The following is a 20221-nucleotide window of genomic DNA, read 5'->3' on the forward strand; positions in this document are numbered from 1 at the left end:
GCCCATGCTGGCTGCCTGGCGAGGGCTACGCGAGCAGATCGCGGCCTTCGACAAGGCGATCCGGGCGCTGGCGAGAGCAAGCCCGGCCTGTCGCCTCCTGATGAGCGTGCCCGGCATCGGGGTGGTCTCCGGCCTGTCCTTTATCAGCACGGTGGAGGATCCGGCGCGCTTTGCCCGGTCGCGATCGGTCGGCGCTCACATGGGGCTGACGCCTCAGCGGTACCAATCGGGCGACATCGATCGCAGCGGCAGGATCTCGAAGTGCGGTGATGGCCTCGCGCGGACCCTCATGTACGAGGCGGCCGTGGTCATCCTGACGCGCGTCAAGCGCTCGTCGAGCCTGAAGGACTGGGCGCTGGCGATCGCAAGCCGGTCGGGCTTCGGCAAGGCGCGTGGGGCCTTGGCGCGAAAGCTGGCGGTGATCCTGCACAGCATCTGGCGCTCTGGCGAGCCGTTCCGCTGGTCGGCGGAGGAGCGGCAAGGGTGCCTGCAGGCCGCATGACCGTTTGCTGACCAGCACTTCGGCCCGACGCCGGATGTGAGGGCTGCCCCCCGGGGCGAAGGTGCAGGCAGGCTGCGAAAGAGGGCCTTGAGCCACGTGCCCGGCACGCGAGCTCGTTGTGGACATTGCAGCGCCTGTGCTTCGAACCCGATGTTGCGGCGGACTTGTTCGACCGCGAAGAGAACCGTGACCCCGGCCTGGCAGCACCCGAAACATTTCGCTCATTGACAAGGAGCAGGCGATTAGAGAACGGCCCCTGTTCGAATGGTTTAGGGCGTCGGCTCCCCAAGGCAGAACCATCCGCGGATGCTCGAGCAGGTTGAGCAGATGAACCACCTCATGGAGGAGGCGGCCGTCAAGCGCCTCCACCGCGACAGCCATGACCAGCCGCGGGTGCACCTCAAGCTGTTCCTGGACGCCTACAACCATGCCTGCCGGCTGAAGACCACTCTGGGGCCTCACGCCCCACGAGTTCGTCTGCCAAACCTGAGCGAAAGAAGCTGACCGGTTCAGGCTCGACCCGTCACACCCCATCGCGGGGCTGCACAGCTAGCGCCTGAATTTCGGTGGCAGTGGCTCAGGAAGAACTCAAGGCTTCAAGCACAAGGATGCCGCGTCCATTTCGGGGACCGGTTTGCGAACCACCACTCGCGCTAGGCACGAGAATTCTTTCGAAGCAATTGCTTTTGGGGACCGATTGGCGGACCCGAATTCTGCCACTAAACCATCCCCGCCTGTTCCTGGCGGTTTCAGGAACCTAGGATACGCCTCGCTTTCTTCCATTCCTTCGTCCCTGGCCGTTTCCTGTTGAACCCCGCCAGTCCACAAGTTAGTTGTGGACCGTCTTGTGGACCGAGGGGCGCGCAGATGGCGGGCAAGCTGACAGCAGCCGCGGTGAGGGGTCTGGTGGCGAAGGGCAAGCCCGGCGCTACGGCCGATGGGGGCGGGCTGTATCTGCGGGTGACGGCGCCCGGCGCAGGCAAGTGGACGCTCCGCTACATGCTGGCCGGCAAATCGCGCGAGATGGGCCTAGGCAGTGCAGCCGAGGTGTCGCTGGCGGAGGCACGCATCAAGGCCGAGGCGCTGCGCCCCGCGCTGCGAGCGGGCACCGATCCCTTGGAGGCGCGACGCGCTGAGGCAGAGGCCGCGAGCCGTGCCGCAGCCGCGGCGACCAGCTTTGAGGCAGCAGCGCGGCACGTCTGCCAGGAGAGGGCTGCAGGCTGGCGGAACCCCAAACACGCGGCCCAATGGCTGACGAGCCTGGAGACGCACGCCTTCCCACTGATCGGGGCAAAGCCCGTCTCCAGCATCGGCACCGAGGACGTGTTGGCGGTGCTGCGCCCGATCTGGACACGGGTGCCCGAGACGGCTTCGCGGGTGCGGGGCCGGTTGGAAAATGTGTTGGACGCTGCGCGCGTGAAGGGCTGGCGCAGCGGCGAGAACCCGGCGCGGTGGCGTGGGCATCTGGCGGCGCTGCTGCCGCAGGCCCGCAAGGTGCGGGCGGTGCGGCATCACCCTTCGCTTCCGGTCCAACGCATGCCCGCCTTCATGGCGGCGCTCGCGCGGCATCACGGCGCCGGGGCGCTGGCCCTGCGCTTCGCCATCCTGACCGCGGCCCGGTCCGGGGAGGCGCGCAAGACGACATGGGGCGAGGTGGATCTGGAGCATGCTGTCTGGGTGGTGCCCGGCGCGCGCATGAAGGGGGGCATCGTGCATCGGGTTCCCCTTCCTGGCCCGGCCCTCGACCTCCTTCGCGCGATCCGGCCCGCCAAGCCTGACCCCAAGGCGCTAATCTTCCCGACCACTGCCAACACGGCGCCGTCTGACATGACGCTGCTGGCAGTGGTGCGGCGGATGAACCAGCCGTCGAGGGGTGCCGAAGCGAGCGCGCCCCTGTGGGTGGACAAGGAAGGCCGCGCCATCGTGCCGCATGGCTTCCGTGCCACCTTCAAAGGATGGACGCTGGCGCGTGGCTACCCGGACCACCTTGGCGAGCGTGCCCTGGCGCATGTGGATCACAACGAGGCCCGCGCGGCTTATGCGCGCGACGATCTGCTGGAGGAGCGCCGGCCGATGATGGAGGCATGGGCCGCGTTTTGCACCGCTCCGGCCGCATCCGTTGCGGACCTAGCCTCCGCACGGGCGCAGAGGGCCGGGGCATAACCTTGCATCACCACCCCGGCCCCATCCCAATGTCGTTAAATCCTCAGAGCCCGTGCACAGTAGCACGTGCAGCTAGATGCATATGAAGTTAACCGCTCCCGAGCCGTAGGAAGCAGGCGCCACGCTCCGTCCTGTGAAGAAATACATCATCTGAGTATCGGATCGCGCCACTTCCGCCTCCATCCGACGCCCCAGCCGGGCGCAGTGAGCATTGGCGGCTTCCAGCGCCGCGACTTCCGCCTGAGCGGCCGTATAGGTGTTCTCAGCGGTGGCACGAAAACGGTTTGCGCCAAGCTGGACCACGTTTGTGGATGTACATCCCGCAAACAGGATGAGGACCAGCAACGCAACGGCACGGTTCATGGCCCCAGCTTCACTTATAGCCTCCTAAAATGGCAATATTAATTTCAGGGATCGCAACGCCAAGAATGAGGGGCGCTGCATCTCTGGCTGCGCTCCGTTCCCAATATCCCCAAAACCCCCAAAATCCTCCTTTCCGCGCAGGCGGCGGCGCTGACCATAAGGCCGAATGCGAACTCGATCGCGCCCGGCTTTGGCTCTAGCGACACGCCCGCTTCGACGCGTAGCGTGACACACGGCGGGGCGGGGCCGGCCAGCCCGCGCGGTTTCCGCACCGCGCAGCCTCGCCGCTTCCCATGCGGATGCGCCAGCGGAGGCGGACCTGTCAGACTTGATCACGCCGGAGTTGGCGGAAACTCTGGACCTTCCAGCAATCCGGCAGGGCAGAAGGAAGGCTCTACCTACTTACGCTGAGGTGGAGGCATTGTTTCGCCGCGTTCGGAAGCGTGGCCCTCCATTTCCTCCCTCAGCAATGCGGGACGCAGCAATCGCGGTGGTGTGCGCCCCGATGAGCGTGGCAGGCCCTCAACTGCTGGATCCCCATTTTCCGCGCGAGCGTGCGCGAGGGCATAAGGCCGCGGCGGAACTGTTGAAGGCCGTTTCACACTGGCTCGACAATGACGGCGACCAGATATGGGAGCTTCAGCCTGGAGTGCAGCAGCGCCTCGTGCCCAAAGGCCCAGGTCACGAAGCCGACCGGCAAGATTTCATACGGCTAAAATCCGCGCTTGTTGTCGCGATGGAGGCCATCGAACGGCAGCTGTCCCCGCCAGCGAAGATGGCAGGCATCCATCGAAGGCAAACCGCTCTCATCGCTCGGCTTCACCGCGCATATCTGCTGGCGGCGAAAGAAGCTGACCCGGGCATGAAACGCTTGCCATCTATAGACCGAGAAGGCGAAGCAGTCCGTTTCATTCATGGTGCCTTGGATCTGCTTGGCGAACGCCCGGTGCCGGACAAGAGCGCTATCGCTATGACACTAAGGCGTCATTGCTGGCCTGTTGAGTTGTGACCGCCACAACTTCGAGCGCTGCAACTTGTGGGGAAGATTGGCTGCACCTTCAGCGATAACTGCTCGCCCGTCCCAGCGCATTTTGCGCAACATCTGGAGACGGTGACATGAGCCCAATCCCCTGGAACGAGCGCCCCGCAGCAGTTCCCATGCCGAAGGCGCCCGCAGTATTCGGCCTTAGCCGCAGCGCGATCTACCGCGCCGCTGCGGAAGGCAAGATCATCCTCCGCAAGCTGGGCTCGTCCACCTTGGTGGACACTGAGAGCGCCCTTGCTTTCCTCGCCTCGCTGCCCGTGGCGGAGGTGAAGGCCGATGCCCGCCGGAAGGCCGCGTGAAATGCGCGCTGCCCTCCGCACCGCTGCCGAGCTGACCGGCGCATCGCTCCTGGGGCTTGCGCTTGGCGCTGGCCTCGCCCGCTTCATCCCTCACAACTGAAAAGCGCCGCCGGCCTGGGGGACCGAACGGCGCTGATCGCAACATGCGTGAAGTCTTTGGCAGCACCCGAGACTTAGCGCGCGATCCACCGATTTCCAAGGTTTTCCGGGCGGCGGCCATCGAAAGGCAAGCCATGCCCACCGACTACCGCAACACCGGCCAAGGGGGCGCCCTTGCCCCGGCCTGCAAGCTCTACCGACGGACCAGCGCCAAGGGCGTGCACTACCTCATGGGGCGCCTGGGCGGCCTCCGCGTCCTGGTCATGCCCAAGCGCGATGGCGAGGACGGCGAGCACTCGCACACACTGCTGATTGGCGCCGCACCCGAACGCGACGAGGGACGGGAGGGCGGCCGGTGAGCGCGACCCTTCCGGATTTCATCGTCCCTGTGCCGCCCGAACTCTCGCGGCGCTGCTGGGAATGCGCCTTCGACCTGGGCGCCGAGCACTCCAGCCGGATCGGCAGCGGGGCGCTGTGGCATGCCTTTCAGTCCATCGTCACCGAGCGCGATCCCGAGCTGCTGACCTGGGCCGAGTGCAGCTTGCTTCTTCGCGCCCATCGTCACCTTCGGGGGACGCGCGCATGAGCCGCCCCGACCGGATCACCCCGCCCCTGCGGGCGCCGCTGGCGGCTTCCGAGGAGCCGGCGCGCCGCGTGCTGCTCCCCGGCCTCGAAACGCCTTCCGGTGGCCCCGTGGAAGCCCTGGCGACCGGTCATCCCCGGCGCCCGGTGCTGCACGTGCTGGGCGGCCTGGGCGCCTTGCTGGCGGCCTCCGCCACGCGAGGCGACGCATGATCGCCGCCGCCGACCTCGCCGCCCGTCACGGGCTGCGCCGCCGCACGGGTGGGCGCGATTGGGCCGGGGATTGTCCTGCCTGTGGCTACGCCAATGCCTTCTCCCTCCGCGAGAAGGACGGCCGCGCCCTGTGGTGGTGCGCCTCCTGTGGGAGCGACCGCGACAAGCTGGCGGAGGCGGTGCTGGGCCGCGCGCCACAGCGCACCGCTGCCGGCGCTGGGCACGACCGCAGCGAGCCGCCTGACGGCGCGTGCAAGACTGCGCTGGCGCTGGAAATGTGGAACGCGGCCCTGCCCGCCGATCGCAGCCCGGCGCAATCCTATCTCGCGGGGCGTGGCCTTTCGCTGCCCGATAGCGGCGCGCTGCGCTGCCTCCCCGACGCTCTGCACAAGCCGTCCGGCACGCGGGGCCTGTGCATGGTCGCTCTGGTGACGGACGCCGCCGGCAAGCCGCAGGCGGTGCACCGGACGTGGCTGGCGCCTGGCGGTGCGGGAAAGGCCGCGCTGGACCCGCCGCGCATGACCTTGGGGCCGGTGGGCGACGGGGCGGTGCGTCTGTGCCGCTGGACACCCGGCCGGCCGCTGGTGGTGGGCGAAGGGATCGAGACGAGCCTATCGGCCGGGCTGATCCTGGGCGCGCCTGCCTGGGCGGCACTCTCCGCCGGCAACCTCGCGCGCATGCCTCTGCCGGGTGGGCTGACGCATCTCCTGATCGCTGCCGACCCCGACCCGACGGGCCAGCGCCACGCCTGGGCCGCCGCCGACGCCTTCACGGCCGCTGGGCTGCGCGTGGAGGTGCTGACCCCCGACCGCGGCGACTTCAACGACCTCTTGCAGCGCCGCACGGCGCGGGACGGCAATCATGGCTGATGGCTACTCGACGCGCGAAGCGGAACTTCCCCTGCCTTCGCTGGCACTGCTGCGCGATCGGCAGCCGCCCCCGGCCCTGCCGCTGGCCTTGTTCGGCTCCGTATGGGCCTCGCGCATCGCAGCAGCGGCGGAGGCGAAGAATTGCCCGCCCGACTACGTAGCGGCTGGGTTGCTGGCCGCGTCCTGCGCGCTGATCGGAAACAGCCGCTGGGCCTCGCCCTGGGAGGGGTGGGCCGAGCCGCCTTTCCTGTGGTGCGGGGCGGTGGGCAACCCCTCCAGCGGCAAGAGCCCCGGCCTCGACGCGGTGCTGGGCGACGTGCTGCCGGATCTGGAAACCGAACTGGCCGGCGACTACCCCGACAAGCTGCGCGAATGGGAGATGCTGTGCGCTGAAGCAGAAGTGGCGCGCGGCAACTGGGAAGGCGAGGTGCGAAAGGCGGTGAAGGACAACACTCCGCCTCCCGCACGACCCGACCGCGCCGCGGCGCCGCCCCGTCCCATCCGGCCGCGCATCGTCACCAGCGAGCCCACGGTGCAGAAAGTGGCCGAACTGCTGCGCGACAACCCGCGCGGCCTCCTGCTGCACCGGGACGAGCTGGCGGCCTTCATCGGCAACTTCGACGCCTACTCCGGCGGCAAGGGCGGCGAGCGCGCGGCATGGCTCGAAAGCTACGGCGCCCGGCCCAAGACGATTGACCGGGTGAAGCACCCTGAGCCGATCTTCGTGCGGCGCTTCGGGGCGGGCATCGTCGGCACGATCCAGCCCGACCGGTTGGAGGAGATCACCACCGGGGCCGATGACGGCTTCCCTTCGCGCTTCCTGTGGTTCTTTCCCGAGCCGCGGCCATTCGCCCGGCCGACACGCCGCACTGATCCGGCGGCCTGGGCGGCGGATCTCCGCCGGCTGCTGGCTCTGCCGATGGTGCCGGACGAGGACGGCGAGGCGCGACCCTGGTTCCTGCCCTTCACGGAGCCAGCGCAGGCCATCGTGGAGGAGGCGGCGCGCGACTGGGCGGGGCGCGAGGCATCCGCGGGCGGGCTGGTGCTGGGCGTGCTGGGCAAGGCGCGCGGGCAGATGGTGCGCCTGGCGCTGGTGCTGGAGCTGGTGCGCTGGTGTGCGGAGCGGCCCACCGAGCCGGCACCGGAGGCGGTGGGCGAGGCAGCGGCCGAGGCGGCGGCGGGCCTGCTCGACGGCTACTTCCTGCCCATGGCGGAGCGGGCCTTCGGGGCTGGCGCGCTGCGCGAGGGCGACCGGCATGGGCGCACGTTGCTGCGTCACATCATCGCCGCCGGGCTGGAGGTGGTGAACGAGCGCGCGATCCGCGAGACGCCGGGCCTGCCCGGCCTATCGTGCGCAGACGCGGTGAAGATGGCGGTGGCGGCCCTGCGGCGCGATGACGTGCTGCTGCCCGTGTCGCACGAGGCCAAGCCTGGCCGGCCGCGTGGGGATTACCGCGTCAACCCGAAGCTCGCGGAGGTGGCGCCCGCGTGGCGTTCGCGGAGGGAGGCGCCATGAGCCGCTTCCTGCAACGCGCCCTCGCGAGGGCCGCGACGCCGGAGCCAGCGCCCCAGACGCCGACCTATGGGGATTTTGGGGATATTGGGGAGCCACCCCGAAGCGCGAACACCAACGAGCCGCAGCCGGCGCAGGGGGTTTTTGGGAGTATTGGGGATTTTGGGGAGCCGGTCGCGCCTGTCACCGCGGCCCCCTGGCCGGCCGGTGTGGACTGGCACCTCACGTGGGACGCGGCGCGCCTATCCGGGCTGGTGAGTGCTGGTGCGGAATGGCGCTGGTGCCCGGCTGGCGGCCTCGACGTGACCAAGCCCGATGGCCTGCTGTGGTGCCTGTCGCCGGAGATGGTCGCGCGGCTGCGCGCCGAACGACTGCTGCCCGAGGCGGTGAGGGAGGCGCATCCATGAGCGCCGCTCAGATCCCAGCCAAGGTGGCGAAGCTCTTGCCCCTGCTGGGCAGTGACAAGCCCGGCGAGGTGACGGCAACCGCTGCTGCCATCGGCCGCACCCTAATGGCCGCAGGGCTGGACTGGCATGCGCTGGCCCTGGTGGTGGAACGCCACGCCGCCCTGCCGGTGCGCCCTGGGACAGCACCGGCCGCCGCCTTCTCCTTCGCCACCCTACCGCCCCGCGGCGCTCGCAAGGCGCTGGCGCTGCTGGCCTCGCGCCCTGGCCTGACGCGGCAACAGGTGGCGGCCATCGAAGCCCTCAAGGCGAGGCTGCTGGGCGCGAAGGTTCATGTCCGCATCAACCACGCTGACGCCGCGTGGCTCGACGCCCTGTGGCAGCGCGCGTTCGGAGACGGGGCGCCATGAGCGAGCCACTGCGACGTCCCCAAACCTGCGAGGGAGCCGCCCGAAAATCACGCGCGGATGTGCGCGCGCGCGCGAGGGGCGAGGATGGCCCGGCTGTGGTGGGCGTTCGGCGAGGGCCGGAGGACCGCCGGACGCCCCTGGTGCTGGTGGACGTGCGCCTGGGGCCGGCGGTCGTGACCTTTGGCTTTGCGCGGCTGCGGCGTGGCCGGTGGGAGGTGCGAGGCCCGGCCGATGCCTACGGTGCCGCTGCTGTGCGCCTGCCGCCCCGCATGCGAGCACGCGTGGTGGAGATGGTGCGCGAGGCGGCAGAGGGCGCACTGCGGTAGTGCGGAGGCATCGCCGAGCTGACACGGGATGCGGAGCGAATGTGACTACTGGCCTTAGCATTATGAATGGCGAAGGCATTCACGCTGCACGCTTCGCATTCTGCGGATTTCCGGGAAACGACCAAGGCCATCTGCCCATCTGAGCCCCTGCCCGGTACGGTCGCCCCATGCCCCGCGACGAGCCGCTCCTCCCCCTCTCAATCAGTCTGCCCCACGCGCACATCCACTACTTCGCCTTCAGCTGCCGCCGCTGCGGCCGCTCCGTGGACGTGGGCATTCGCCGCGCCGTGCGGCTTTGCGGCGACCTGTCCACGGAGGAGTTCCTGGCCCGGATGCGCTGCCGGGAATGCGGGCACCGGGGCGCGCTAATCACGGTCCATGGAGATCCGCGCCCACCCGATGTGGTCGAGCGCGACGGGCCGCTGCCGGTGACGCTGGAGGAATAAAGTCCCGAAACGACGAAGCCCCCGCCAAGTCCGGCGAGGGCTTCGGTCCTTCAGGCGCTGGCTTGGCCGCGCCGCACGAAGCCGAGGCCCAGCACGCCGAGGGCCAGCAGGGCGACGCCGCCGGGCGCGGGCACGGCCATGGCCGCGGTGATCGGGCCAGAGAACAGGCACGGGTCAAAAGTGGCATTGCAGCCCGTGCCCAGGGCGACTGCATCGCCGGAGAAGCCCCAGCCGCTGAAAGCGAGGTTCACGCCAAGCACCTTGCCGTAGGGCATGAAGTTGTCGTCGTTGAACTCGAACGAGCCGAAGATCCCGGTGGCCCGGCCGCCCTGGAGGTCGAAGCGCTTGATCTGAAGGGTGTCATGGGGGCCGATCTGAACGTCCCGCAGATAGGCCAGGTCCACATGGTTGCTGCCGCCGTTGAAGACTACCTTCAGGTCCACCAGCCCGTCCGTCTGGTCGATCCCGGGGCCGGGGAAGACCGATCCGTCCACCTCGCGGTAGCGGAACGAATTGTCGAAGTCGAAGTCGAAGCCCTTGTTGAACGCCGCCACGGTCACGGTGATCTGCCCGTACATCGTGTTCTGGGTCGGGATGTTGCCATCCACCCGCCCGGAGTAGGCGGCGCTGAAGTTGATGTTGACGGTGGCGGGCGCGGCCTGCGCGGCGCCGGCCGAGCCAAGCAGCAGCAGTCCCAGCGCGACCCGCTGGCCCATTCTTCGGATCATGATTTCCTCCCGGATGTTTAACGGAAGGATGCTACCACCGCATGGAAACGTATATGCAAGCCCCCTCATGAAAGAAGGGCACTCGCTCAAATGCGAGGGCTCAGCGCAACGGCCAATCCGGATTGGCCTTGAACACGAAGTTGTGAGCGTAGCCGCCCATCCGGTCCTACCGCTGGTGTGTCTCGGGCGAGAAAGCTTCGGCTGGCACCCGTTCACCCCGCCAAAGAAACCAGCCCGCGTAGCCTCGATCAAAGAGGTGACGAAACAGCTCGAAGGGCTGGCCAGGCTGGTGCACGGCTTCGCCTCGATAAGAAGCGTGGGCCGGTCACGAGGGATTGCGAGAAGTCACTCGCTCTCGATGCGAGCAGGGCGGCTTTTGCGCTGGCGGAACAGCGGGGCTCGGCCAAGTCGTTTCGGGTATACTCGGAGTTTCCACGCTACGGATTGGTGTCCGCAGGCCCGGCGGTACGCTGGACGCTCATGCATCAATTGATCTGAGCGGCGCTCAAGGTGTGGAGGCGCGGAGGCGGTTTGGTCAGTGTGTAGAAGCTTTCACCGCTCGCCTTCTGTCAGAACTTCCGCCCGAGGAGCCGAGCCCAGCGCCTCAATCCCCCCCGCCGAACGTAGATGAAAGGTCTATCTAGACCCGCTTTCCTCTCGAGCGCGGCTACACCCACACGGCGCTGACCAACCCGCTAGCGACAACACCGTTCGCGAGGCTTGTGGACCAAATTGTGGACTGAGCACGAAGGTTTAACGAAAAATCCCTTCGCTTCAATCTTCTAGCGGGGATATCTGGCGGACCCGAATGGATTCGAACCATCGGCCTTTGCCTTCGGAGGGCAACGCTCTATCCAGCTGAGCTACGGGTCCCCGCGCGTTTCTTAGCGGATCGGCGCGGCGCGGGGAACCCCTGTCGGGCGCTCCCTTCCAGGGCGATGGCTTCCTCCATCACCGCGTGCATGGTCCGGTGGGTTTCGTCCAGCGTCAGGTGCGCCTCGGCCCATGCGCGGGCCCGGGCGCCCAGGCGGGCGGCCTGGGCCGGGTCGGCCAGCAGGTCGATCGCCGCCTCGGCCAGGAGGTCGTGGCGGAGGAAGGGGAACAGCATCCCCGTCTCGCCATGGGTCACGAATTCCTGCACCGGCCCCACGTCGGAACCCAGGATGGTGCAGCCCGAAGCCAGCGCCTCCCGCAGCGACCAGGAGGCGACAAAGGGATAGGTGAGGTAGAGGTGCAGGCTGCTCGCCTGCAGCATGGCACGGAAGGAATCGTAGGGGATCTTGCCGGGGAAGAAGACGCGCTCCGGGTCGAGCGGCGCGTCGAGTTCCGCCAGGAAGCGGTCCTTCCAGCTGCCTCCGCCTGCCGGCGCGGCGCCGTAGGACACGCTGTCCCCACCCACCAGCACCACGTCCACGTCAGGACAGGCGGCCAGCAGCTTCGGCAGGGCGCGGATGACGATATGCGTGCCCCGATAGGGCTCCAGGTTGCGCGACACATAGGTGACGAGGCGCCGCCCGCTGCCCTTGCGCCAGCGCCGCTCGCCGATCGCGAACTCCGCCCCCGGATCGGGCTTGCACAGGTCGAGGTCCACGCCCTCGGGCACGTGGCGCAGCTTGGGCTGGGCCCAGTCGGGATAGGTGGAACCCTGGAACCGCGTCGGCACCTGGCCCAGCGTCGCCAGTTCGAGCCCCAGCAGGTTCGTGGCGTTGCGGATGCGGACCTGGCTGCGCTTGTCGGCATCCATGGGGAATTCGGGGTCGAAATCCACGTCGAGCCCGGAGGTGTGATAGTAGAACTCGAAATACGGAATGATGGGCACGCGCGGCCACACCTCGCGCAGGTGCAGCAATTCCCCCCAGCCATTGTGGCCGAGGATCACGTCCGGCTCGTAGCCCAGCTTCACCAGCTCGCGCGCCCGCGCCGCGACGGATTGCGCGCGCAGCATCGCCAGGTCGAAATCGTGCAGCAGCGGGTCGGCCTGCTTCAGCGGCGCGCGGACCAGCGGGTATTCCATCTTCCGCACGCCCGCGAGCGAGTTGGTGTTGGGCTGCGACAGGAACAGCAGGTCGTGCACGCCCTCGCGGATGTGGCGGCGCAGGATGTGCAGGTACTGCCCGGGAAAATTCTGGTGCAGGAAGAGGAGCTTCATGCGCGCTGCGCCAGCGCCTGCCGCGCCTCCTCGTGCCCCTGCTCGGCGGCGTCGGAGATGGATTGCCACGCCTCCGTGGCGTCGCCGCCCGTTTCCAGCAGCAGGCGGCCGTACCAGAACTGCCCGTCCGCACGCCCCGCTTCCGCCACGCGACGCATCCAAGGCAGGGCGGCGGCGGGGTCGGCCGCGCGCCCCACGCCGTTGCGAAGGCAGACGGCGTAGTTGAAGGCGGATTGCGCGTCGCCACGCTCCGCCAGCGCCTCCAGCCGGTCCGCCGCGCCCCGCGCCTCGGCGGAATCGGGACCGAGCCCGGCGGCGATGCGGATCAGCGACGCGGCGGCCTCGGCATCGCCGCGCTCGGCCGCGCGGTCCAGCCAGTGCATCGCGTCCTGCGGGCTGGGCGCCGTGCCGGTGCCGCGATGGTACATGAGCCCCAGTACGCGCATCGCCACGGCGTGGCCGCTCTCGGCGGCGATGCGGTACCAGTTCAGCGCCTCGATCGGATTGGCGGGCGAGCCGTCGGCCGGGCTCATCTGCATGTCGCCGACCATGGCCGCCGCCTCGGCATCGCCCGCCAGCGCGGCGCGGCGCAGCCAGCGCTCGCCCTCCACCGGGTTGGCCGGGGTGCCCCAACCCTTGAGAAGGGCGAGGCCGAGGCGCGCACAGGCCGGACGCAGGCCCGCATCGGCGGCGCGGCGATACAGCTCGAAGGCCTTGGCCTCGTCGAAGGGCAAGGGCGGCACCGCCGCCTCGTAGAGCGTGCCGTGGACATATTGCGCCGTGGCCAGCCCGGCCTCCGACGCCTCGGCGATCAGGCGGCAGGCCAGCGCCTTGTCCTCGATCCCATCCGTGGCGTGAAGGCGCATGAGGCCGAGGCCGAGCTTGGCCTGGGGCTGCCCCATCTCCGCCGCCTTGCCGTACCAGCGCGCCGCCAGGGCGGGGTCGGCCTCCATGCCCTGCCCCGTCGCCGCCAGCCAGGCGAGGAGCGACATGGCGGCGACGTCGCCCGCCTCCGCCGCCGCCAGGGCCAGCCGCGCCGCTTCCGCCGGGTCCGGCTCGCCCTTGGCGGCGCCGAACAGCTCCTCCGACGCGCCGTGCCCCTGGCCGCGCAGGTGCATCATGGCGAGGAGCAGCCGCGCCGTGTTCTCGCCCTGGGCAGCGGAAAGATTGAGCCAGCGCGCGGCCTCGGCCGTGTTCTCGGGCACGCCCAGGCCGGACAGGTAGGCCTCGCCCAGCTCGCGCTGCGCGGTGGCATCGCCGCGCGACGCGGCGCGGGACAAACGCCGGATCTCGGAGGGCGAGCGGGGGGTGCGCGCCGCCGGGCCGGGCGGCGCCTCCTCGACCCCGCCACCCACGAGGTTGATGAACCAGGAGATCGGGCCGCTCAGTGCCATGGGCGCGGCGCTCCCACGCGGAAAGAAAGGGCAATCATCGCCGGACTTCTTACGACGTCACGCGCGGCGGCGCGAGGTGAGCGGCCGGCGCCGCCGGACGAGGCAGGGAAGATCCATGCCCCAGCTTAGGAATCCCCGCCCGGCCGCGCCACCGTTGAAGACACCATCCCGGCGCGCCAAGCTGCCGGCAACGAAACGGAGGGAATCCTGTCCATGGCACGACGCCGCACGCTCCTGGCCCTGCCGGCGCTGCTGGCCACCGCGCCGCGCGCCGGGGCACAGCCCGCCTGGCCCGACCGGCCGATCGCCATCGTGGTGGGGTTCCTGCCCGGGGGTTCGGTGGATATCGGCGCGCGGCTGCTGGCGGACCGCATCGCCCCGCGCCTCGGCCCGCAGGCCCGCATCATCATCGAGAACCGGCCGGGCGCCGGCGGCTCGCTCGCCGCGGAATACGTGGCGCGGCAGCCGGCGGACGGGCATGTCCTCACCGTCTCCTCCGCCTCCTCCCACGGCACCAACCCGGCGGCGCTGCCCGACACGGTGCGCTACGACCCGGTGGGCGACTTTTCCCACCTCGCGGTGATCGGCGGCGGCCCGATGTGCATCGTGGTGCCGGGCGCCTCGCCGCACCGGTCAATCGCGGCGCTCGCGGAGGCGGCGAAGGCGGCGCGGGCGCCGCTGCTCTGGGGCTCCTCCGGCTCCGGCGGCATCGGCCACCTGACGGGCGAGCTTTTCGCCCACCGCGCCGGGTTCCGCGGCGAGTACGTGCCCTATCGCGGCGGCTCGGCCGTGCTGGAGGCGATGCGCAAGGCCGAGATCGACTTCTCGGTGGAGGTGCTGGCCTCGGCCATGCCGCATCTGCGCGACGGCTCCTCCCGCGCCCTCGCGGTCACCTCGCCGGGGCGGCACCCGCTCCTGCCCGACGTGGCCAGCCTGCAGGAGCAGGGCTTCGCCGGCTTCGACATCGTCACCTGGAATGTCCTCCAGGGGCCGCGCGGTATCCCCGACGCGGTGGCCGGCCGCATCAACCGCGCCGCGACCGAGGCGATGGCCGAGCCGGATCTGCGCCGCCGCCTCGCCGCCGCCGGCATCGATCCGGCCGAGCCTTCCACCCCGGATTCCACCCGCGAATTCGTCGCGGCGGAACTGCGCAAGTTTCAGGGCATCGTGCGCGAAACCGGGCTGCGTTTGGGGCGGGGATGAGGGCTTGCCGCGGGGCCAGGACGGTTCCTCGCAGCGTTCCGAACTTCTCCACGCCTTCGCGGATCGGAGCCCTCAAGCCGCTGGCGCCGCAGCGCCAGGGACCGCGGTGTGGACACCTCCATTGAGAGAGGCTTCGGGTCAGTCTGCATCGTGATCTTGCTGCCGCCCCAGTTTCTTACCATCCTGGGACAGCCAAGGCGCTGCCCAGGACCGACGCCTGCCTGCGGAAGGCATCCCCGTGACCGAAGACGCTCGATTGCCTCGATTCGCCGTCCTGATCGACGGTGACAACGCCTCTCCCCAGATTGCGCCTCGACTGTTCGAGGAGATCGCGAAGTTCGGCGAGGCCACTGTCCGCCGGATCTACGGTGACTTCTCGTCGTCGCGGCTGAAGAGTTGGGCGGAAATCGTCCACCAACTCGCGCTCACACCGCGCCAGCAATTTGCCTTCACGTCAGGCAAGAATGCTTCCGACATCGCGCTCGTCATCGATGCGATGGATTTGCTGCACCTTGGTCGGGTCGACGGATTCTGCCTCGTCTCCTCCGACAGCGATTTCACCGGACTTGCGTCGCGTCTGCGAGAGCACGGGTCGGACGTCTACGGCTTCGGTGAGCAGAAGACTCCCGAAAGCTTCCGGCGAGCCTGCAGGAAGTTCGTCTACACCGAGAACCTGCTGCCTAGCGCCCCGGGGCATCAAGGCTCGCCGGTGCTCGGGAACGAAGGAACGGCCGCCCCGCCTGGTTCGCAGGGGCGCACGGCAATCCAGGAGGTGCCGAACGCAAAAGTGTTGCTGCTGAAGGCGGTTTCCGAACTTCAATCCACCGAGGATAGCTGGGTGAACCTGTCGCAGGTCGGAACCCTGCTCACGAACCTGGAATCCGACTTCGACCCTCGAACCTATGGCTGCAAGAAGCTCAGCGATCTCGTCAGGAAGACCGGCGTCTTTGAAGGAAGGTACAACGACAAGACGTTGTTCGTGAGGCCGGTCAGGACTCCGTCAACAACCGCCGCACAGTGATCAGCACGGGCTGTGCAGGGCGGAGGCATGCCACCGGAGTTGCGGCGCCGGGCGTTTTCGAGAGGGGTTCCTTGCTGGCGTGGATGGGTCTGCCGTGTTCGGCGCCCGAAAGACCGGACCGCCACCTAGCGGACTCAAGGAAACCTTGGGGCGCTCCCAGACGGCCCATGCTTCGGGAAGAGGCCTGATCGCGGCCTTGCCAGCGCGCCCCGCAACAGCCGACCATGCGGCGATGCGCGCCCTGGCCCTTCTCCTCCCGGTGCTGCTTCTCCTCGCCGCCCCGGCCCCCGCCCAGGCGCCGCCCCCGGCCGCACGCGATCTGGACCGCGCCTTCGAGGCGCTGCGCGCCGCGCCGGACGCCGAGGGCGGCCAGATGGCCGAAGCCGTGATCCGGCAGATCTGGGCGCGGCAGGCCAGCCCCGCCGTGCAGCTCCTGCTCAATCGGGGCATCCGCAACCTCCGCGCCAACCTGATGGAGGAAGCGCTGGAGGATTTCGACGCCGCCATCATCCTTTCCCCCACCCTCGCCGACGCATGGCACTGGCGTGCCCAGGCCCACGCCCGCGCGGGCGACAACCGCGCCGCTGCGGCCGACCTGCGCGAGGCGCTGCGGCTGGAGCCGCGCCACTTCGCCGCCTTGCTGTCCTTGTCGCGCCTCCAGGAAGCGGCGGGCGACGCCGCCGGGGCGCTGCGGAGCCAGGAAGAGGCGCTGGAGATCCATCCCCGCCTGCCCGGCGGCGAGGAGCGGCTGCGCGAGCTGCGACGCCGGGCGGAAGGGGAGCGGATGTGAAGCGCCGCAACGCCCGGATGGCGCCGCGCGCCGCGCCGGGCGGATAGTCGCCCCATGCCCGACGACGCCCCCCTCCCCCTCGACGAGCGCCGCTTCCTGGCGGTGCTGGCGCGCAACCCCCAGCCGGATTGCGGGCCCTTCCTGTATGGCGTGGTGACGCAGGGGGTGTTCTGCCTCCCCGGCTGCCCGTCCCGCGCGCCGCTGCGCCGCAACACGCGCTTCTTCGCCGATGCCACCGAGGCTTCGGCCGCCGGATTCCGCGCCTGCCGCCGCTGCGACCCTCTGGGCGAGCGCGCAGCGCTGCACCGCGAAGCGGTGGCGGAGGCGGCGCGGATGATCGAGGAAGCGGAAACCCCGCCAAGCCTCGCCGAGCTGGCGGCGCGCGCCGGGTTCGGCCGGCACCATTTCCTGCGCCTGTTCCGCGACGTGTCCGGCGTCACCCCCCGCGCCTATGCCGAGGCGGTGCGGGCCCGTCGCCTCGCCGCCGCGCTCGGCGAGGGGGAGCGCGTGGCGGATGCGGTGGCCGGCGCCGGCTTCGGCAGCGAGAGCCGCGTCTATGAACGCCCGCCCCTGGGCATGACGCCCGGCGCGGCCCGGCGTGGCGGCGCGGGGGAACGCATTGGAATCGGCCGGGCGGACAGCGCCATGGGACCGCTCCTGGTCGGGGCCACCGCGCGCGGCGTGTGCTTCATCGGCTTCGCGGAGCCCTTCCCGGCGCTGGAGGCGGACCTGCGCCGCCGCTTTCCCCACGCGACAGTGGAGGAGGATCCGGCCCTCGCCGACATCGTCGCCGCCGTGGCGGCCAAGCTGCGCGAACCCTCCCGCGCGCTGGACCTGCCGCTCGACCTGCGCGGCACCGCCTTCCAGCGCCGGGTCTGGGAGGCGCTGCAGGCGATCCCGCCCGGAAGGCCGACCACCTACGGCGCGCTCGCCGCCAGCCTGGGCATGCCGCGCGCGGTGCGGGCCGTGGCCTCGGCCTGCGCGCGCAACCCGGTGGGGCTGGCCGTGCCCTGCCACCGCGTGGTCGGCGCGGATGGCGCACTGACCGGGTATCGCTGGGGGGTAGCCAACAAGCGCCGCCTCCTCGAAGGGGAAGCATGATCCGGGCTCTGCCGCTGCTGTTCCTGCTGCTCCTGGGCTGCGCCACCCCGGACGAGGCCGCGCCGCCCTTGCCCTCCTCGACCCGCGAGGTGTCGCTGCCCGGACCCGGCGGCCTCGCCCTGCGCACCCTGGTGATGACGCCGGAGGCCCCGCGCGGCCCGGCGGTGGTGGCGCTGCATGGCTGTTCCGGCATCGGCATGGCTGGGGCGCCGATCCGGCTGGGGGCGCGCGAGCGCGACTGGGCCGCGCGCCTGGTCGCGGCCGGGCATCCGGTCCTTTTCCCCGACAGCTTCGGCTCGCGCGGGCTCGGCGAGGCCTGCGGGCAGCGCCCCTTCCCCGCCGGCCCCTTCGCCGTCCGGCGCGACGACGCGCTGGCCGCCGCCGCCTGGGCCACGGCGCAGGGCTGGGGAAGGCCCGTGCTGCTGGGCTGGTCGCATGGCGGCTCCACCACCCTCGCGGCCTGGGCCGCCGCGCCACCCGGCGCGCTTTCGGGCGCCGTGGCCCTTTATCCCGGCTGCCTGGGCGCCCCCGCGCCGCGCGGCGCCGTGCCGATGCTGCTCCTGCTCGGCGGTTCCGACGACTGGACGCCCGCCGCACCCTGCGAAGGCTGGGCCGCCCGCGCCCCGGCGGGCCGCGTCGCCGTCACCATCTTTCCCGGCGCCCATCACGGCTTCGACGGGCTTTCGGGTGGGCTGCGCCGCCGCACCCTGCCGGATGGGCGCACCGTGTCCCTCGGGCCGGACGGGGCCGCACGGACGGAGGCGCGGCGCCGGGTCATGGAGTTCCTGGCAGCCCTCCCATGACCCCGGCGGGGATGCTGCGCGGCCTGGGGGCGTGCTAGACGCCCCTCATGATCATCGCCATCGGTTCCGACCATGCCGGGCTGCCGCTGAAGCGCAGCATCCTCGCCGCGCTGGAGGCGGAGGGGCACACGCTGCTCGATGCCGGCACGCATGGCGAGGAAAGCTGCGACTATCCGGACTTCGCCCATGAGGTCGCCAGCAAGGTCGCCGCGGGCGAGGCACGGTTCGGCGTGCTGGTCTGCGGCAGCGGCATCGGCATGAGCATCGCGGCCAACCGCAACCCCGCCATCCGCGCCGTGGTGCTGCACAACTCCACCGAGGCGCGGCTGACGCGTGCGCACAACGACGCGAACATCGCCTGCTTCGGCGCCCGCACCACGGGCGTCGAGGTCGCGCTGGACTCGCTGCGCGCCTTCATCGGCGGCGAGTTCGAGGGCGGGCGCCACCAGCGCCGCCTGGACAAGCTTTCCCCCACCGCCCTCGCCTGAAAGGCCCCGCCATGAACGAGAGCACCGCCCGCTTCCTCCCCGCGCGCTTCTTCCAGGCGGGCGTCGCCGAGGCCGATCCCGAGCTCAACGCCGCCATCGGCAAGGAGCTGGTGCGCCAGCAGGACGGCATCGAGCTGATCGCCTCGGAGAACATCGTGTCCCGCGCGGTGCTGGAGGCGCAGGGATCGGTGCTGACCAACAAGTACGCGGAGGGCTATCCGGGCCGCCGCTACTATGGCGGCTGCGAGTTCGTGGACGTGGCGGAGACGCTGGCGATCGAGCGCGCGAAGCAGCTCTTCGGGTGCAAGTTCGCCAACGTGCAGCCGCACTCGGGCGCGGGCGCGAACATGGGCGTGTTCTTCGCACTCCTGCAGCCGGGCGATTCCTTCTTGGCGATGGACCTCGCCGCGGGCGGGCACCTGACGCATGGCGCACCGGTGAACTACTCCGGCAAGTGGTTCAAGCCGCTTCCCTACGGCGTGCGCGAGGCGGATGGGCTGCTGGACTACGAGGCGATGGAGCGGCTGGCGCGCGAGCACAAACCGATGCTCATCGTTGCCGGCGGCTCCGCCTATTCGCGCGAGATCGACTTCGCCCGGTTCCGCGCCGTGGCGGACGAGGTGGGCGCGATCCTGATGGTGGACATGGCGCACTACGCCGGCCTCGTGGCGGCGGGCGCCTATCCCTCGCCCGTGCCGCACGCGCACGTCACCACCACCACGACGCACAAGACGCTGCGCGGCCCGCGTGGCGGCCTGATCCTCACGGATGACGAGGCGATCGCGAAGAAGATCAACTCGGCCATGTTCCCCGGCCTGCAGGGCGGGCCGCTGATGCATGTCATCGCCGCCAAGGCCGTGGCCTTCGGCGAGGCGCTGCGCCCCGAGTTCCGGGCCTATGCGAAGCAGGTGGTCAGCAATGCCCGCGCCCTGGCGGCGGAGCTGGTGGACCAGGGCCTCGCCATCGTCTCCGGCGGCACGGACAGCCACCTGATGCTGGTGGATTTGCGTCCCAAGAAGCTGACCGGCAAGGCGGCGGAGGCGGCGCTGGGCCGCGCCCACCTCACCTGCAACAAGAACGCCATCCCCTTCGACCCCGAGAAGCCGATGGTCACCTCTGGCATCCGCCTCGGCACGCCGGCCGCGACGACGCGCGGCTTCACCGAGGCGGAGTTCCGCCAGGTGGGCCGCATGATCGGCCGCGTGCTGGACGGGCTGGCTTCCGCCAACGCGCCCGAGGCGAACAGCGCGGTGGAGACGGAGGTGGCGCAGGAGGTGAAGGCCCTCTGCGCGAAGTTCCCGATCTACTGA

General features: G+C 70.2%; 24 protein-coding genes, 1 tRNA gene and 1 pseudogene. 21 read left to right on the forward strand and 5 right to left on the reverse strand.

The window, feature by feature from the left end; genetic code table 11:
• The 3 genes and pseudogenes from OF850_RS13255 to OF850_RS13265 all read left to right on the forward strand — a co-directional run.
• A partial coding sequence (locus OF850_RS13255) for a transposase (protein ID WP_301590682.1) occupies nucleotides 1-502 on the forward strand: 502 nt, incomplete at its 5' end.
• Nucleotides 503-796: 294 nt separating this feature from the next.
• Nucleotides 797-989: pseudogene (locus tag OF850_RS13260) on the forward strand (IS481 family transposase); the annotation flags it as partial.
• A 380-nt stretch (nucleotides 990-1369) separates the two neighbouring features.
• The gene (locus tag OF850_RS13265; protein ID WP_301590683.1) at nucleotides 1370-2665 is read left to right on the forward strand and encodes a tyrosine-type recombinase/integrase; all 1296 of its coding nucleotides are present in this window, start codon (nucleotides 1370-1372) and stop codon (nucleotides 2663-2665) included.
• Nucleotides 2666-2737: 72 nt separating this feature from the next.
• Here the strand turns inward: OF850_RS13265 and OF850_RS13270 are convergent, their stop codons facing one another.
• Nucleotides 2738-3028, reverse strand: a complete 291-nt coding sequence (locus tag OF850_RS13270; protein WP_301590684.1) for a hypothetical protein — start codon at nucleotides 3026-3028, stop codon at nucleotides 2738-2740.
• Nucleotides 3029-3533: 505 nt separating this feature from the next.
• Here OF850_RS13270 and OF850_RS13275 point away from each other — a divergent pair.
• From OF850_RS13275 to OF850_RS13325, 11 genes are all read left to right on the forward strand, one after another.
• Nucleotides 3534-4037 carry a hypothetical protein gene (locus OF850_RS13275; protein WP_301590685.1) on the forward strand — a complete coding sequence of 168 codons (504 nt, stop codon included), beginning with the start codon at nucleotides 3534-3536 and terminating at the stop codon, nucleotides 4035-4037.
• A 107-nt stretch (nucleotides 4038-4144) separates the two neighbouring features.
• Nucleotides 4145-4372: a hypothetical protein gene (locus tag OF850_RS13280; protein WP_301590686.1), complete on the forward strand. Its 228-nt coding sequence runs from the start codon at nucleotides 4145-4147 to the stop codon at nucleotides 4370-4372.
• A gap of 233 nt (nucleotides 4373-4605) precedes the next feature.
• Nucleotides 4606-4830 (forward strand): hypothetical protein, encoded by a 225-nt coding sequence (locus OF850_RS13285; protein WP_301590687.1) that lies wholly within the window; start codon nucleotides 4606-4608, stop codon nucleotides 4828-4830.
• Complete coding sequence (locus OF850_RS13290) at nucleotides 4827-5057, forward strand: hypothetical protein (protein WP_301590688.1); 231 nt, start codon at nucleotides 4827-4829, stop codon at nucleotides 5055-5057. The genes OF850_RS13285 and OF850_RS13290 overlap by 4 nt, the downstream gene beginning before the upstream one ends.
• Nucleotides 5054-5266 carry a hypothetical protein gene (locus OF850_RS13295; protein ID WP_301590689.1) on the forward strand — a complete coding sequence of 71 codons (213 nt, stop codon included), beginning with the start codon at nucleotides 5054-5056 and terminating at the stop codon, nucleotides 5264-5266. Before OF850_RS13290 ends, OF850_RS13295 begins: the two co-directional genes overlap by 4 nt.
• Nucleotides 5263-6135, forward strand: coding sequence for a DUF7146 domain-containing protein (locus tag OF850_RS13300; protein ID WP_301590690.1), 873 nt, complete (start codon nucleotides 5263-5265; stop codon nucleotides 6133-6135). The genes OF850_RS13295 and OF850_RS13300 overlap by 4 nt, the downstream gene beginning before the upstream one ends.
• Nucleotides 6128-7651, forward strand: a complete 1524-nt coding sequence (locus tag OF850_RS13305) for a DUF3987 domain-containing protein (RefSeq protein WP_301590691.1) — start codon at nucleotides 6128-6130, stop codon at nucleotides 7649-7651. The genes OF850_RS13300 and OF850_RS13305 overlap by 8 nt, the downstream gene beginning before the upstream one ends.
• A gap of 206 nt (nucleotides 7652-7857) precedes the next feature.
• Nucleotides 7858-8055 (forward strand): hypothetical protein, encoded by a 198-nt coding sequence (locus OF850_RS13310; protein ID WP_301590692.1) that lies wholly within the window; start codon nucleotides 7858-7860, stop codon nucleotides 8053-8055.
• Nucleotides 8052-8462 (forward strand): hypothetical protein, encoded by a 411-nt coding sequence (locus OF850_RS13315; protein ID WP_301590693.1) that lies wholly within the window; start codon nucleotides 8052-8054, stop codon nucleotides 8460-8462. Before OF850_RS13310 ends, OF850_RS13315 begins: the two co-directional genes overlap by 4 nt.
• A 98-nt stretch (nucleotides 8463-8560) precedes the next feature.
• Entirely contained in the window at nucleotides 8561-8788 is a 228-nt protein-coding gene (locus OF850_RS13320) for a hypothetical protein (RefSeq protein ID WP_301590694.1), read from the forward strand.
• A gap of 167 nt (nucleotides 8789-8955) precedes the next feature.
• Nucleotides 8956-9234: a hypothetical protein gene (locus OF850_RS13325; protein WP_301590695.1), complete on the forward strand. Its 279-nt coding sequence runs from the start codon at nucleotides 8956-8958 to the stop codon at nucleotides 9232-9234.
• Nucleotides 9235-9284: 50 nt separating this feature from the next.
• On the opposite strand, the gene OF850_RS13330 is transcribed toward OF850_RS13325, so the two are convergent.
• The 4 genes from OF850_RS13330 to OF850_RS13345 form a co-directional block, all read right to left on the reverse strand.
• Complete coding sequence (locus OF850_RS13330) at nucleotides 9285-9962, reverse strand: hypothetical protein (RefSeq protein ID WP_301590696.1); 678 nt, start codon at nucleotides 9960-9962, stop codon at nucleotides 9285-9287.
• A 796-nt stretch (nucleotides 9963-10758) separates the two neighbouring features.
• Nucleotides 10759-10835, reverse strand: a tRNA-Arg gene (locus OF850_RS13335).
• A complete protein-coding gene (locus OF850_RS13340) occupies nucleotides 10813-12111 on the reverse strand; it encodes a glycosyltransferase (protein WP_301590697.1) in 1299 nt (432 codons plus the stop codon). Before OF850_RS13340 ends, OF850_RS13335 begins: the two co-directional genes overlap by 23 nt.
• Entirely contained in the window at nucleotides 12108-13505 is a 1398-nt protein-coding gene (locus tag OF850_RS13345) for an SEL1-like repeat protein (protein WP_301590698.1), read from the reverse strand. The genes OF850_RS13340 and OF850_RS13345 overlap by 4 nt, the downstream gene beginning before the upstream one ends.
• A gap of 213 nt (nucleotides 13506-13718) precedes the next feature.
• On the opposite strand from OF850_RS13345, the gene OF850_RS13350 reads away from it, so the two are divergent.
• From OF850_RS13350 to glyA, 7 genes are all read left to right on the forward strand, one after another.
• The gene (locus OF850_RS13350; protein WP_301590699.1) at nucleotides 13719-14708 is read left to right on the forward strand and encodes a Bug family tripartite tricarboxylate transporter substrate binding protein; all 990 of its coding nucleotides are present in this window, start codon (nucleotides 13719-13721) and stop codon (nucleotides 14706-14708) included.
• Nucleotides 14709-14946: 238 nt separating this feature from the next.
• Entirely contained in the window at nucleotides 14947-15729 is a 783-nt protein-coding gene (locus tag OF850_RS13355; protein WP_301590701.1) for an NYN domain-containing protein, read from the forward strand.
• Between the two features lie 196 nt (nucleotides 15730-15925).
• Nucleotides 15926-16519, forward strand: coding sequence for a tetratricopeptide repeat protein (locus tag OF850_RS13360; protein WP_301590702.1), 594 nt, complete (start codon nucleotides 15926-15928; stop codon nucleotides 16517-16519).
• Nucleotides 16520-16573: 54 nt separating this feature from the next.
• On the forward strand, nucleotides 16574-17620 hold the full coding sequence (locus OF850_RS13365; protein WP_301590703.1) for a methylated-DNA--[protein]-cysteine S-methyltransferase: 1047 nt from the start codon (nucleotides 16574-16576) through the stop codon (nucleotides 17618-17620).
• Nucleotides 17617-18423, forward strand: a complete 807-nt coding sequence (locus OF850_RS13370) for a dienelactone hydrolase family protein (protein WP_301590704.1) — start codon at nucleotides 17617-17619, stop codon at nucleotides 18421-18423. Before OF850_RS13365 ends, OF850_RS13370 begins: the two co-directional genes overlap by 4 nt.
• A 47-nt stretch (nucleotides 18424-18470) precedes the next feature.
• Complete coding sequence (gene rpiB, locus OF850_RS13375) at nucleotides 18471-18911, forward strand: ribose 5-phosphate isomerase B (protein ID WP_301590705.1); 441 nt, start codon at nucleotides 18471-18473, stop codon at nucleotides 18909-18911.
• A gap of 11 nt (nucleotides 18912-18922) precedes the next feature.
• The gene (gene glyA / locus OF850_RS13380) at nucleotides 18923-20221 is read left to right on the forward strand and encodes a serine hydroxymethyltransferase (RefSeq protein WP_301590706.1); all 1299 of its coding nucleotides are present in this window, start codon (nucleotides 18923-18925) and stop codon (nucleotides 20219-20221) included.

This window comes from Sabulicella glaciei, from assembly GCF_026183895.1.
In the GTDB taxonomy this organism is placed as follows: Bacteria; Pseudomonadota; Alphaproteobacteria; order Acetobacterales; family Acetobacteraceae; genus Roseococcus; species Roseococcus glaciei.